The 13,189-nt window shown below is 74.2% G+C and carries 15 protein-coding genes and 1 tRNA gene; 11 read left to right on the top strand and 5 right to left on the bottom strand.

The annotated features are described in order from the left end of the window. Window positions 1-2 precede the first annotated feature (2 nt). The 4 genes from ABEA53_RS07620 (at window position 3) to ABEA53_RS07605 (ending at window position 3,646) form a co-directional block, all read left to right on the top strand. The gene (locus ABEA53_RS07620) at window positions 3-1,259 is read left to right on the top strand and encodes a cupin domain-containing protein (protein ID WP_345480456.1); all 1,257 of its coding nucleotides are present in this window, start codon (window positions 3-5) and stop codon (window positions 1,257-1,259) included. A gap of 7 nt (window positions 1,260-1,266) precedes the next feature. Continuing rightward, window positions 1,267-2,271 carry a ferredoxin family protein gene (locus ABEA53_RS07615; RefSeq protein ID WP_345480455.1) on the top strand — a complete coding sequence of 335 codons (1,005 nt, stop codon included), beginning with the start codon at window positions 1,267-1,269 and terminating at the stop codon, window positions 2,269-2,271. Window positions 2,272-2,336: 65 nt separating this feature from the next. Next, a complete protein-coding gene (locus ABEA53_RS07610; protein WP_345480454.1) occupies window positions 2,337-3,230 on the top strand; it encodes a sensor histidine kinase in 894 nt (297 codons plus the stop codon). A 17-nt stretch (window positions 3,231-3,247) separates the two neighbouring features. Continuing rightward, window positions 3,248-3,646 carry a response regulator gene (locus ABEA53_RS07605; protein WP_345480453.1) on the top strand — a complete coding sequence of 133 codons (399 nt, stop codon included), beginning with the start codon at window positions 3,248-3,250 and terminating at the stop codon, window positions 3,644-3,646. A gap of 34 nt (window positions 3,647-3,680) precedes the next feature. On the opposite strand, the gene ABEA53_RS07600 is transcribed toward ABEA53_RS07605, so the two are convergent. Both ABEA53_RS07600 and def read right to left on the bottom strand, forming a co-directional pair. Continuing rightward, on the bottom strand, window positions 3,681-3,959 hold the full coding sequence (locus ABEA53_RS07600; protein ID WP_345480452.1) for a GNAT family N-acetyltransferase: 279 nt from the start codon (window positions 3,957-3,959) through the stop codon (window positions 3,681-3,683). Next, window positions 3,956-4,522, bottom strand: a complete 567-nt coding sequence (gene def, locus ABEA53_RS07595) for a peptide deformylase (RefSeq protein ID WP_345480450.1) — start codon at window positions 4,520-4,522, stop codon at window positions 3,956-3,958. Before def ends, ABEA53_RS07600 begins: the two co-directional genes overlap by 4 nt. Before the next feature lie 89 nt (window positions 4,523-4,611). Between def and ABEA53_RS07590 the strand changes: the two genes are divergently transcribed. The 3 genes from ABEA53_RS07590 (at window position 4,612) to ABEA53_RS07580 (ending at window position 8,163) form a co-directional block, all read left to right on the top strand. Further along, complete coding sequence (locus tag ABEA53_RS07590; protein WP_345480449.1) at window positions 4,612-5,547, top strand: DMT family transporter; 936 nt, start codon at window positions 4,612-4,614, stop codon at window positions 5,545-5,547. A 124-nt stretch (window positions 5,548-5,671) separates the two neighbouring features. After that, the gene (locus ABEA53_RS07585; protein ID WP_345480448.1) at window positions 5,672-6,964 is read left to right on the top strand and encodes a glycosyltransferase; all 1,293 of its coding nucleotides are present in this window, start codon (window positions 5,672-5,674) and stop codon (window positions 6,962-6,964) included. After that, complete coding sequence (locus ABEA53_RS07580) at window positions 6,961-8,163, top strand: glycoside hydrolase family 3 N-terminal domain-containing protein (RefSeq protein WP_345480447.1); 1,203 nt, start codon at window positions 6,961-6,963, stop codon at window positions 8,161-8,163. Before ABEA53_RS07585 ends, ABEA53_RS07580 begins: the two co-directional genes overlap by 4 nt. A gap of 64 nt (window positions 8,164-8,227) precedes the next feature. On the opposite strand, the gene ABEA53_RS07575 is transcribed toward ABEA53_RS07580, so the two are convergent. Beyond that, entirely contained in the window at window positions 8,228-9,022 is a 795-nt protein-coding gene (locus ABEA53_RS07575; protein WP_345480446.1) for an alpha/beta fold hydrolase, read from the bottom strand. A 121-nt stretch (window positions 9,023-9,143) separates the two neighbouring features. Between ABEA53_RS07575 and ABEA53_RS07570 the strand changes: the two genes are divergently transcribed. Both ABEA53_RS07570 and ABEA53_RS07565 read left to right on the top strand, forming a co-directional pair. Beyond that, the gene (locus ABEA53_RS07570) at window positions 9,144-10,094 is read left to right on the top strand and encodes an SPFH domain-containing protein (protein WP_345480445.1); all 951 of its coding nucleotides are present in this window, start codon (window positions 9,144-9,146) and stop codon (window positions 10,092-10,094) included. Between the two features lie 30 nt (window positions 10,095-10,124). Further along, window positions 10,125-10,198: transfer RNA gene (locus ABEA53_RS07565), tRNA-Ile, on the top strand. A 279-nt stretch (window positions 10,199-10,477) separates the two neighbouring features. Here the strand turns inward: ABEA53_RS07565 and ABEA53_RS07560 are convergent. Both ABEA53_RS07560 and ABEA53_RS07555 read right to left on the bottom strand, forming a co-directional pair. Then, entirely contained in the window at window positions 10,478-10,636 is a 159-nt protein-coding gene (locus tag ABEA53_RS07560; protein WP_345480444.1) for a hypothetical protein, read from the bottom strand. Then, window positions 10,633-10,932, bottom strand: a complete 300-nt coding sequence (locus ABEA53_RS07555; RefSeq protein WP_345480443.1) for a hypothetical protein — start codon at window positions 10,930-10,932, stop codon at window positions 10,633-10,635. Before ABEA53_RS07555 ends, ABEA53_RS07560 begins: the two co-directional genes overlap by 4 nt. 106 nt (window positions 10,933-11,038) lie before the next feature. Between ABEA53_RS07555 and ABEA53_RS07550 the strand changes: the two genes are divergently transcribed. Further along, window positions 11,039-11,947: an alpha/beta fold hydrolase gene (locus ABEA53_RS07550; protein ID WP_345480442.1), complete on the top strand. Its 909-nt coding sequence runs from the start codon at window positions 11,039-11,041 to the stop codon at window positions 11,945-11,947. A gap of 227 nt (window positions 11,948-12,174) precedes the next feature. After that, window positions 12,175-13,128, top strand: a complete 954-nt coding sequence (locus ABEA53_RS07545; RefSeq protein WP_345480441.1) for a helix-turn-helix domain-containing protein — start codon at window positions 12,175-12,177, stop codon at window positions 13,126-13,128. The last annotated feature ends 61 nt before the right edge of the window (window positions 13,129-13,189 follow it).

The raw sequence follows: 13,189 nt of genomic DNA, 5'->3' as shown, positions 1-13,189 counted from the left end.
ACATGCCCGTCTCCGACGGCATCGTGACGACCGAGGGCGAGCCGGGCGACCGGCCCGCCCTCGGGCGGTGCATCGCCGTCCCCGCCGACCGCTTCGCCGCGGAGTTCTGGGGACGTCGCGCCCTGCTGAGCCCGGCCGCCGATCTGCAGCGGGGCTTCGACGACCTGCTCACCGCCGACGCGGTCGACGAGCTGCTCGCCGACCGCGCCCTCCGCACCCCCTTCATCCGCATGGCGAAGGAGGGCTCGGTCCTGCCGCCGTCGCGCTACACGGCGCCCGGCGGGTTCGGCGCGGAGGTGTCCGACCAGGTCAGCACGGACCGGGTGCTCGCGGAGTTCGCGGCCGGCGCCACCATCGTGCTGCAGGGCCTGCACCGAACCTGGCGCCCGCTGCAGGACTTCAGCCGCCAGCTGATCCTCGACCTCGGCCACCCCGTGCAGATCAACGCGTACATCACGCCCGCGCAGTCCCGCGGGTTCGATCCGCACTACGACGTGCACGACGTGTTCGTGCTGCAGATCAGCGGCGAGAAGCGCTGGGTCGTGCACGAGCCGGTGCGCGAGCACCCCTTCGCCGACGAGCCCTGGTCGCAGCACGCGGCGGCCGTGCAGGCGCGTGCGGCCGAGCCGCCCGCGATCGAGACGGTGCTGCGGCCCGGCGACTCCCTCTACCTCCCGAGCGGCTGGATCCACTCCGCCGTCGCGCAGGGCGGCACCACCGTGCACGTCACGGTGGGCATGCCGGCGTTCACGCTCGCGGACATCGGCCGCGACCTCGTCGCCTCCGCCCTCCGCGCCGACGCCCTGCGCGAGCCGCTGCCGATCGGCGCCGACGTCGGCGACCCGCAGGCTCTGGCCGCCGCGGTGCAGGCCGCGTCCGCCGCACTGGTGGCGGCCCTGTCGGGCGGCGCCGACCCGACGGGCGTCGCCGACGTGCTCGGTCGGCGGCTCACCCGCATGACACGGCCCGAGCCCGTGCGGCCCTTGGCGACCGTCGACGCGCTCGCCGCACTCACGCCCGCGGCGTCCGTGCACTGGCGCCACGGGCTGCGCGCGGAGGTGCGGGCGACCGATGCGGAGGTGTCGATCCGGCTCGCGGACCGCACCGTGACCCTGCCGCCGCAGACGGCGGAGGCGATCACCGCGCTGCAGGCGGGGGCGACCCCGTCCGCAGGCGCGCTGCCGGCGCTCGACGAGCACGACTCCCTGGTGGTGGCACGGCGGCTGGTCCGCGAGGGCGTGCTGGTCCTCGCTCCGTGACGCGGTCGTGAGCGGCATCCGCTCGACCGTGCCGCGGGACGGCCTGCTGCCGCATCCGGCGGGCGGGCCGGCCTGCAGCGCCGCGTCCCGCCTCGCCGAGGAGTCGCTCGGCGCCACGGCGTCCCCCGGCGCCCGCTGGCTGCTCGTCGAGGTCGCCGGAGCGTGGGGCTGGAACGCCTTCACCGAGTCGCCGGTGCTCGACCCGGCGATCGGTCGTGCGCTCGCCCTCCGCGCGCACCGCGCCGGGATCCGGCTCATCGCGATCCGGCGACCGGGTCGCGCCCGCGGGCAGGGCCGGTGGCGGTGGGCCGTGGTCGACGCCCGCGCCGGCGTCGAGTCGGTGCGCTGGGGGGAGGCGGCCGCGCCGGAGGAGCTGCTCGAGCTGCCGCTCGACGGCTCCACGGGCGTCCCCTCCGCCGAGCCCGTGCTCGCCGTCTGCACGCAGGGGCGGCACGACGAGTGCTGCGCGGTGCGCGGGCGGCCCGTCGCCGCGCTGCTCGCGGAGCGCTGGCCCGAGGCGACCTGGGAGTGCTCACACATCGGCGGCGACCGGTTCGCGGCGACGATGATCCTCTTCCCGCACGCGCTCACCTTCGGGCGGATGGACGACCACGACCCGGTCCGCGTCGTCGAGGAGTACCTGGCGGGTCGCGTGGCGACGGAGGGGTTCCGCGGCCGGGCGACGCTGCCCCGCGTCGTGCAGGCGGCGCAGGCCGCGGCGTACGAGGCGACCGGCGACCGCCGACTGGCCGCGCACGCGCCGCTCGGGCTGCACGAGGGCGACGGGGCTTGGCTCGTCGACCTCGCGGGCGACCCGGACCTGCAGGTGATGGTGGAGGGGGTGCAGGAGGATCCGCTCTTCACCACCTGCCTCGCCACGGTCCCCGTCACCGCCGCCGGCTTCCGCGCGACGGTCGAAGGGGTGCGCCGCCGCATCGAGGACGTGCACGGCCTCGCGCGGCCGCTGCCCGCGGATTCCGGCCTCAGGAACACGACCGGCGCCTCGGACTGACTCGTCGATCCGTCGTTCCGTGCGCCTCCGACCTCCGCACCCGCACGATTCGTAGACTCGCGCGCATGCCGAGCCTGCCTCAGACCACGTGGCTCGCGATCGCGGGCGGGCTGCTCGTGCTCGCCGCGGTCCTGCTCGTGCTCTGGATCGCCGCCCTGCGCCGACTGCGCGCCGAGCGCCGCGCGGCGGGGGAGCGGTCGCAGCACGCCGCCCGCCTGCAGGTCGCCGTCGCGGATCAGGGCGGCCGCCTGCGCATCATCCGCGAGCTGCACGACGTGGCCGTGCACCGGGTCTCCGCGATGATCGCGCAGGCGGACGGCGCCCGCTACGCGGGCGCCACCGATCCGACCGCCGCCGTGCGGGCCGCGCAGGCGATCGCCGAGACCGGCCGCACCACCCTCGCGGACATGCGCCGCGTGATGACGCTGGTGCGCGAGACGGAGGCGGAGGCCGGCCCGCAACCGCGGCTGAAGACCACGCGCGAGCTGTTCAAGACGATGCGCGACGCCGGCCTGAACGTGGTCGTCGAGGAGCACGGCGAGCCCTACGACCTCGACTCGAGCGCCGAGCTCGCGATCTACCGGATCCTGCAGGAGGCCCTGTCGAACTCGCTGAAGTACGGCGGGGACGGCACGGAGGTGCGGGTCGGCTTCACCTGGACCGCCTCCGGCATCGCGGTGAAGGTCGACGACGACGGGTTCCGCAACGCGGTGCTGCAGCGCGGGCTGTCCGGGGACGAGGCGGCCGCGGAGCTCGCCTACGGCGTGGAGGAGGACCTGCGGTCGCTCACGCAGCAGCTCGCGGGCCCCGGCATCCAGGAGATGCGCGCCCGGGCCGAGCTGTTCGGCGGCACCCTGACCGCCTCGGAGACGCCTGGCGTCGGCTTCTCGATCAGCGCGACGTTCCCCTCCATCCGGTTCCACAACGGGGTCCACGGCGTCGACCTGTCGCGTCGGTGAGCCCCGAGCCGATCCGCGTGCTCCTCGCGGACGCCGATGCGCTGCAGCGGGAGGGCTGGCGCCGCATCGTCGACGCGCAGCCCGACCTCGAGGTCGTGGCGGAGGTGCCCGACGGGGTGCAGGCGCTCGCGGTGCTGCGGCGGGTCCCGGTCGACGTGGCCGTGGTCGACGCCCGCATGCCGCGGCTCGGCGGCGTGCAGGTGACCGCGACCGTCGCCACCGACGCGCGGATCCGGCTGACGCAGCACGCCCCGGTCACCCGCGTGGTGCTCGTGACCGCGACGGACCTCGACCGGTTCGCGACCAGCGGCCGCGAGGCGGGCGCCGACCGGGTGCTCTACAAGGACGCCGAGCCGGAGGTGCTGCTCCGCGCGATCCGCGACGCGGGCGCCCTCCGCAGGGTCCCGCCCGCCTGACGTCCGCGGAGGTCGTGCGGAACCCGGAGCGGGGTCAGGCGAGCAGGTGGGCGCGGTCGGGGTGCTCGTCGAACCACTGGGCGACGTACCAGCACATCGGGCGGACGCGCCTGCCGGCCGCCTCCGCCTGCTGCACGGCGTGCTCGGTGATCTCGCCCGCGTGGCCGCGTCCGCGGAACGGCGGGTTCGTGAAGGTGCGGGTCATGGAGACGACCTCGCCGTCGTCGGCGTAGTCCAGGGCGCAGACCACCTCGCCGTCGATGCGGCCCAGGTAGCGCCGTCGCGCCTCGTCGTGCTCGAACTCCACGGTCACGCCTCCAGGTCGTCGACCCCCGGCGTCCAGCTGTTGCCGGGCCGCCCCCACTTGTTGCCCTTGATCGCCTTCGTCGCGCGGCGCTGGTTGAGGAAGTCCAGCCGGTCGACGTACAGCACCCCGTCGAGGTGGTCGGTCTCGTGCTGCAGGACCCGGGCGAACCAGCCCCGCGCGTCCAGCGTGAAGGGCTTGCCCTCCAGGTCGACGGCGTCCAGGCGGGCCCTCGGCGCGCGGCGGAGGGGGAAGCGCTCGCCGGGCACGGAGAGGCAGCCCTCGCTCTCGGCGTCCTCGTCCGCCTCGCCGGTCGGCGTCGGCGTGATCCAGAGGGTCGGGTTGATGGCGACGCCGCGCTGGGGGCCGTCGGGGTCGTGCTCGTAGCTGTAGACGAACAGCCGCAGCGGCACGCCGACCTGCGGGCCCGCGAGGCCGACGCCCGGCGCCGCGTCCATCGTCTCGAACATGTCCGCGACGAGCGTGCGCAGCTCGTCGTCGAAGGTCACGACCGGCGCCGCCGGCTCATGCAGCACGGGGTCTCCGGTGATCCGGATCGGCAACACGGTCACCCTGCAGAACCTCCGGTACCACTTGCGAAACAGGCGTCTCATCAGCGTAGTGCCGTCCCTCTGAGCGATGCGTTCGCTAGGGTTCGGCCGTGCCGACCCTCCTCGAACTGCACCTCGGCCCGGAGGTGCTCAACACGGCGCAGGCCGTCGGCATCCCCATCGCCCTGGTCGGAGCCGTGTTCCTCAGCTTCGGCGCGCAGTTCCAGTCGCGCGGGGTGAAGCAGGTCGAGGCGCGGCGCCTGACGGCGGGCACGGAGCTCGGCGGGTCGGAGCTGCTGCGGCTCGTTCGCACCCGCTCGTGGCTGATCGGCACCGTGATGCTCGGCCTCGCGATCGTGCTGCAGCTGACGAGCCTCCGCTTCGCCGCCCTGATCGTGGTGCAGCCGATCGGCGCGATCGCCCTCGTCGTCACGGCGATCCTCAACGCCCGGATGAACCACGTGCACATCAGCCGCAAGGTGGTGCGCGCGATCGTCCTGTGCGTCGGCGGCGTCGGGATCTTCGTCGCGATCGCTGCGCCGAACGCGACCGACACCGCGATCAGCGACGACGACCTGCGCACGATCCTCGTGCTGCTCGCCGTGGTGCTGGTCGTGCTCGGCACGCTCTACGCGATCTACCGGGCGCGCATGACCCCCGTCGCCTACATCGCGGGCGCGGGCATCCTCTACGGCTTCGTCGCGACGATGGCCAAGACGGTCATCAACCGGCTGATCGCGGGCCAGTTCGACTGGTTCACCGTGCTCTGCGGCGTCGGGCTGCTCGCCGCGGGGGCCGGCGGCCTCTACCTCGTGCAGACCGCCTACGCCGTCGGCCCGCCCGACCTGGTGATCGCGGGCCTGACCGTCGTCGACCCGATCGTCGCCGTCGGCATCGGCGTGCTCGTGCTGGGGGAGGCGCAGACGGCGCCGTGGTGGGCCGGACCCGCCTTCCTCGCCTCCGGCGCCATCGCCGTGTTCGGGGTGTTCCAGCTCGCTCGGCACCACCCCGAGGTGGGCGAGCGGGAGGCGCCCCGAGCGGGCTGAGGCGCGCCGCGGCGCGAACGCTGCCCGTTCCCGGGCATGCGCTACCGTCGAAACGCCCAGGCCCCCGTGCGGGGGTACGAAGACGCCCGAGGAGACCGCCATCAGCGACCCGACGGACGAAGCGGTGCCGAGCGCCGGCGCGGAGCCGATCGACGAGGCCGCCCTGCCGCGCATGACCGTGCTGATGGGCGGCGACACGTTCGCCCCCGATGTGAACGGCGCGGCCAGCTTCTCGGTGCGCCTCGCGGCGGGCATCGCCTCCCGCGGGCACGACGTGCACATCATCGCCCAGAGCCACGGGCAGAAGCAGGGCGCGTACCGGGAGGAGCACCTCGGCGAGGTCCTCACGGTGCACCGCCTCAAGAGCTTCCGTTGGCCGCTGCACGACTGGCTGCGGGCCGTGTACCCGTGGGCCATCCACCGCAACGCGGCGCGCATCATCGACCAGGTGCGGCCCGACGTGTCGCACATGCAGTCCCACATGCTGATCGGCCGGGGCCTGACGAACGAGTCGGCCAAGCGCGGCATCCGCGTCGTGGCGACGAACCACTTCATGCCCGAGAACCTCATCGAGCACACGCCCTTCCCGAAGGCGACGTGGCCCCTCATCACCTGGCTGGCGTGGAAGGACTGCACGCGTCTGTACCGCAAGGCGGCGGCGCTCACCACGCCGACCAGGCGGGCGGCGGCGTACCTCGAGTCGCGCACCGGGCTGCGGCACGTGCACGCCATCTCGTGCGGCATCCGGATGAGCGACTACACGCCCGACTTCGGCCCGAAGCCCGACAACCGGATCGTGTTCGTCGGCCGGATCACGGGCGAGAAGATGCTGCCCGACCTGGTGGAGGCGGTCGCCCGCCTGCCGAAGGAGCTGGACGCGCAGCTCGACCTCGTCGGCGAGGGCGACCAGCGCAAGGCGCTCGAGCAGCTCGCGCAGCGCCTCGGCGTGAGCGACCGGGTGCACTTCCCGGGCCGCGTCAGCGACGCCGAGCTGCGGTCGATCCTGACGCGCGCCACCGTGTTCGCGATGCCGTCGACCGCCGAGCTGCAGTCGATCGCGACGATGGAGGCAATGGCGAGCGGGCTGCCGGTCGTCGCCGCCGACGCCATGGCGCTGCCGCACCTGGTCAAGGACGGCGAGAACGGGCACCTGTTCCCGCCTCGGGACGTGGCCGCCCTGGCGGATCGCCTCGAGCGGGTGCTGCGCATGCCGCACGACGAGTACGAGGTGATGCAGCGCGCCTCCCTGCGCCTGCTCGAGCCGCACGACATCGACACGACCATCACGATCTTCGAGCGCCTCTACCGGGGCGAGGAGGTCACCGACCCGGTGACCGAGGTGCCGCCGCTGTCCGCCAAGGTGCGCGAGCAGTTCCGGTCGATCGCGAGGCGCGCGCGCAGCGCGATGACGGATTGACCCGGCGTCCCCGCCGCGTCCATCAGCTCCTCCCCGCGCTCCTCGTCGTCGGCCTGCTGACCGGCTGCACGAGCGGCGCGACCGCGCCCGGGCGCGAGCAGTCGAGCGCGCCCGCCGCAGCGGCGTCCACCCGCCCGCCGGTGACGCCGACGCCCTCCCCGACCCCCGCGATCGACGCGCGGGCGACCGCGCTCGTCGCCGCGATGAGCACGAGCGAGCGCGCCGGCCAGCTGCTGATGACCGCCGGCACCGTCGCCGAGCTGCCGGGCCTCGCAGCGACCGTCCGCCGCTACCACCTCGGCGGCGTCATGGTGCGGGGCCGCAGCAGCGCGGGCACCGCCGCGGTCGCGAAGGCGCTCGCACCGCTGAAGGCCGCCGCGCCGCCGGACCTGCCGCTGCTCACCGCCACGGATCAGGAGGGCGGCACCGTGCAGGTGCTGAGCGGCCCCGGCTTCTCCGCGATCCCGAGCGCCGTGCAGCAGGGCCGCGGCTCGGCCGCCTCGACGCGGCGCGACGCCGAGCGCTGGGGGACCGAGCTCGCGAAGGCGGGCGTGCGCCTCGACCTCGCGCCCGTCGCCGACGTGCCGTGCGCCGCCACCGTGTCCGACAACCCGCCGATCGCGGACCTGCGCCGCCAGTACTCCTCCGACCCGGCGACCGCGGGCGCCCACGTCGCGGCGTTCGTGCAGGGCATGCGCGCCGCCGGCGTCGCGACGACGGTGAAGCACTTCCCGGGCCTCGGCTGCGTGCGCGAGAACACGGACACCGTCACCCACGTCGTGGACGCGGTGACCACGGCCGACTCCGCTCGGCTGCGCGCGTTCTCCGCCGGCATCGAAGCCGGTCCCGGGTTCGTGATGATGTCGAGCGCGGAGTACTCGCGCATCGACCCCGGCGTGCCCGCCCTGTTCTCCTCCCGCATCGTGCACGACCTGCTGCGCGAGCGCCTCGGCTTCACGGGCGTCGTCATGTCCGACGACCTCGGGGGCGCGGCCGCGGTGAAGCGCTGGTCGCCCGGGCAGCGCGCGGTGAAGTTCGTGCGCGCCGGCGGCGACCTGATGCTCGACATCGTGCCGGCGGACCTCGCGCCGATGCAGCGCGCGATGGTGCAGGAGGCGTCGAAGGACCCGCGGTTCGCGGAGGCGCTCAGCACCGCGGCGGCGCGCGTCGTCGCCGCCCGCCTCCGCCTCGCGGACTGATCCGCGCCGACTCCTGGGCGGCCCGACCAGCCCGCCTCGGTCCGGACGCGCCCGGGCCAGCGTCTCAGTCGGTGAAGAAGGCGGCGATCCGCCCGCCGAGCGCCCGCAGCTCGTCGGGGGTGTCGAGCAGCGCGAGCGTCGAGTCGGGCAGCAGGTCGTGCAGCAGCTCCGCCGTCGAGACGGGGTGACCCGGGTCGCCGACCCACGGCGCGAGCAGCACCGGCTGCCGGATCTCGGCGACGACCTCCGGCGCGGGGAAGTCGGTGCCGGCGGCGCCCCGGAAGACCGCGGGGAGGATCGCGGGGTCGATGTCGGGCGGCGGCGCGACCGTCCAGCCGCCCTCCTCGAGCAGCGGCAGCGGAGCGAAGGCGCCCATGGCGCGCACCAGCGCGTCGTAGCCGCGCTCCTCGGCCATCCGCGCCATCTGCCGGTAGCCGTCGCCCTGCCCGGCCCGGGTCGCCCACGCGGTCGGCGGGATCACGAGCGCCAGGCGGCGGAACCGCTCGGGCCGGCGCGACACGGCGTGCAGCAGCGTGCCGACGCCCATGGAGACGCCGATGGCGTCGACCGGCTCGTCGGGGGAGACGACGTCGAGCAGCGCGAACAGGTCCTCGGCGAGCGCGGGCCAGGCGTAGTCGTCGGGCTCCGCCCGTCCCGTCGAGCGGCCGTGCCCGCGCGCGTCGTACCGGACGAGCACGCGGCCGGCGCGGGCGACGGGGGACCAGTCGAAGAACCCGGCCGCGTCCTCGCTGCCGCGGGAGGAGGACAGGCCGTGCAGGGCCACGACGATCGGCCCGGCCCCCTCCTGCACCTCGTACGCGATCCGGGCGCCGTCGACGTCGAGCTGCAGGTCCGTCACGCCGCCCAGGCTAGAACGGCCGACCGACCGCGCAGCCGGGAGGGGCGCGGTGGTCGCCGGGTGCGGAGGGGAACCAGGGCACCGGTCATTCCGCTGGTCAGGGACCCCTTAACGTGTGCACGTGTTCGTCGTGGGTCTCCTGCTGCTGGTCGCCGCCGTCCTCGTCTTCGTCGTGCTCGCCGCCCGTTCCCGTCGGCGCAAGGGCGCCGAGTCCGCACCGCAGCGCCGCAACCGCCTGATCGGGCTGGCGAGCGCAGCGGCCGCCGCCGTGCTCGGGGTCGTGCTGCTCGGCGGCTCGAGCGTGTACGCGCAGGACACCGGCGACGCGAGCGTGATCGTCTCCTGGACCGGCGACATCCTCGGCCAGGAGATCACGCCCGGACTGCACGTGAAGGCGCCGTGGAGCGAGGTGAAGACCTTCAGCGTCCGCAACCAGCAGGTCGTCTTCGCGGGCAGCCGTGCGGAGACCGACTTCACCGGTGGCTCCGCCACCGGCCCCGACATCACGGTGCAGGACTCCGACGGCGTGACGAGCAACATCGACATCGCCGTCCGCTACTCGATCCGCCCGGACCAGGTCACCACCATCTACAAGCAGTTCCGCGACGAGACGAACTTCGTGTCGCAGTTCGTGACGCAGGACATCCGCTCCACGGTGCGCGACGCACCGAACGGCTTCTCGACGCTCGACCTGATCACGAAGCGGGCGGAGCTGAACACCGCGATCCAGAAGTCGCTGGAGCAGCGCTGGCAGGGCACGGGCGTCACCGTCGATTCGGTGAGCCTGCAGCAGATCACACCGCCCGCGAGCGTCACCGCGGCCTACGCCGCGGCGCAGAACGCGCAGATCAAGGTGTCGACGGAGAAGAACCTGCTGCAGGCCGCTCAGGTGTCCGCGCAGCAGCAGGTCGTGCAGGCGCAGGCGAAGGCCAAGGCGAACGACACCTTGAACAAGTCGCTGACCTCGAACGTGCTCAAGCAGAACTACATCGACACGCTCTCGAAGCTCGCCGCGTCGGGCAACGTGGTCGTCGTGCCGGAGGGCTTCGGCGGCATCGTCAACGTCAAGTAGCTGCCGCGGACGCGGGCTAGGGTCTGTGGCGGGGCGGTAGCTCAGCCGGTTAGAGCAGCGGACTCATAATCCGTCGGTCACGGGTTCAAGTCCCGTCCGCCCTACGGGATCCGGCGCCGTGCGACTCGCGCGGACCCATCACTGCGACGCCCTTCGCATCCTCGGCGTGTCGGCCGTTGTCGGGGTGCCGCTGCTGGTCATGGTCCTGCTCGGCGTCGACCTCGGGTCGTCCTGGGACCAGCTGCTATCCGGCTTGCTGGGCCTCACCGCGGTCGCAGCGGTGCTGCATCTGCATCGGAACCGTCGCCGCTGCTCGCAGGTGTTCCGGGTGGATCACCACCACTGGCGGGTCCTGGTCGACCGGGGCTGCGCCGACCCGCGGGTCACCGCTCGTCCTCGTGCCGGTCAGGCGAGCGTGCGACCGCGACGTCGCGGTGCACCGCGCCGCAGGACAGGCACACGACCGCCTCCACGTCCTCGTGACCGGGGATCAGCACCGCCACCAGGCGCCGCTCGCCGCACGACCCGCACGGTGAGCTCATCGGTCCACCCGCTCGACGGCGCCGGCCCACAGCCACGCCTCCTGCTGCCGGTCGTGCGAGTCCGTCCAGATCACCCGCACGCAGCGGCGGGTCCACGCGACCGCGGAGCCGAGCACCTGCGCCGAGGCGTTGCCGTAGTCGACCCACGCCCGGACCGCGACGGGCTCGCCCTGCTGCACCGGATCACCGCCCCGCTCCACGTCGGACAGGGTGCGCGGCACGAGCGCGTGCGACTCGGCCTCCCGGTTGAAGCGGCGCCGGGCGTTCCCGTCCGCGTAGCGCTTGCTCGTGCCCACGAGGGCCAGGCTAGAACGCACGTTCGACATCGCCTGCGGCGCCGCGGACAGCGTGCCGGTGGCCGTCCAGACGACTGCGCCAGAGTGGCCGGCCGAGGAGGCCCGGATGCGCGCGCGATCGACGACCCGAGGGCCCGAGTGGTCGACCACGGTGCTCGTCGACGGGTACCGGGTCGGCGTCACCGTCGCAGGCGAGGGCCCGCCGCTCCTGCTGCTGCACGGCATCGGCCGCGACCGGCGAGACTGGTCGGAGGTGCTGCCCCGCCTCGCCGAGCACCGGCAGGTCGTCGCCGTCGATCTCGAGGGCTCCGGCGACTCCGAGCCCTGGGCGGATCGGGTCACGCTGGCCTCGATGACGGCGGTGGTGCGCCGCACGCTCGTCGCGATCGGCGTCGTCGAACCGGCCGTCGTGATCGCCAGCTCGATGGGCGGCGCCGTCGCGCTGCGGCTGCACGAGGACGCGCCAGAGGCGGTGGCCGCTCTGGTGCTGGTGTCCTCCGCGGGCTTCGCGGCCGGCGCCGCCCTCGGGTTGCGGCTCATGGCCGTGCGCGGCTTCGGCCCCGCGCTGCTGTGGTTCCGGCCGATCGCCGCCCGGGTGCAGGTGCGCACGCTGTTCGCCGACAAGGCCTTCGCCACGAAGCGCCTCGTCGCCGAGGGCGTGGCCCGCCTCCGCCCGCGGCTGACGCGACGCACCTACTTCCAGATCGTGCACGACCTCGGCCGGTTCCGCGGCGTGCGGCCGGAGTGGCGGGCGAGGTCCCTGCACGCGCTCGCGATGGCGCGCACGCCGACGCTCGTGCTGTGGGGCGAGCGGGACGCGGTGCTGCCCGTCCGGCAGCTGGCGGCCGCCCGGGCGGCGCTGCCGCATGCCCGCGCCCGGGTGCTGCCCGGCGTCGGGCACATGGCGCAGATCGAGGATCCGGACGGCTTCCTCCGCGAGGTGCACGCGTTCCTCCGCGACGAGGTCGTTCCGCACGCCGCGGCTGCCGAGGTGCCGCCCGCGACCGAGCGCTGAGCCGCGCCGATCGGACGGCGACTGCGATCGCCCTCCACCGATCGGACCGCCCCGGGCGCCTCCACAAAGGAAGCAGGGGCTCGCGCGATACCCGCGACCGCCGGGCATGGAACCATTTCCCCCAGGAACTCCGCAGCCCGCCGGCGGCACGCTGAGCGCCTGACCCTCGGCCCGGACGGTCGTCGAGCGGATCACGCGGCGACGACGCCGCGGGGGAGCGGGGACGGATGAGCATCGAGCGCCGGACGGTCGCCACATCGGACTTCGACGTCGCGGTGGCGACGATGCGCTCGGTGTTCGGCGACGTCGAGCTGCAGCGCCCCGAGGGCCCGACGACGGACCTGGCGGTGCGGACCGCGACCTCGACGGAGCTGGCCGCGACGCGCTGGAGCCTCGCGGGGGTCGGCGGCGGAACGCTCGACCGTCACGAGTCGCCCGCGCCCGCAGTCCTCACCGGCGTGCTCATCGAGGGCGGGCTTCGGATCGACGCGGACGGCACCGAGGTCGACACCGGCAGGCCCTTCCTCTACCCGGAGCGCATCGACTCCGCCCTCGACCGCGTGGACATGGCGAACATGGCCGTCTCCCTCGATGTGCTGCAGAGCCGGGCGAGCGCGATGACCGGCGGCCGGATGCGGGAGGTGCGGTTCACCGGGACCGCGCCGATCAGCCCGGCGCTCGACGTCGTGTGGCGCGACACCGTCGTGTACGCGGCCCGCACGCTGGAGAGCCTCGCGGACCTGCCGGAGGCGACGCTCGCCGCGCGGAGCCTCGCGGATCACGTCGCGCTGATGATGCTGCGCACCTTCCCGAACTCCGCGCTCGAGCACGAGGACGAGCAGCGCATCGGCGGTGCGCGGCTGCCCTCCCTGCGCCGCGCGCTGCAGTACATCGACGACAACCTGGACAAGCCCTTCTCGGCCCCCGAGCTCGCGGAGGCGTCGCGGTTGTCCCTGCGCGGCCTGCACGCCATGTTCCAGCGTGAGCTGCAGGTCACGCCGATGGCGCACGTGCGCCGCGCGCGGCTCGCTGCCGCCCGCGCCGAGCTCGAGGCGGCCGATGCGGCTGCGGTCGACGTCGCCGCTGTGGCGTCCCGGTGGGGATTCGCGCGGGTCGCGCAGTTCACGGCCGCGTACCGCCGTGCCTACGACGAGAGCCCAAAGGAGACGCTCGAGCGCTGAGGTCGAGCCCGACCGTCCATCGGATCGCTCGACGTGTCCCGGGAAGCAGGGGTCGAACGGC

The sequence above is a fragment of the Amnibacterium soli genome (assembly GCF_039544415.1).
Lineage (GTDB): Bacteria > Actinomycetota > Actinomycetes > Actinomycetales > Microbacteriaceae > Amnibacterium > Amnibacterium soli.
Note: the sequence above shows the minus strand (reverse complement) of the source record. Positions and strands in the feature narration are given on the sequence as shown.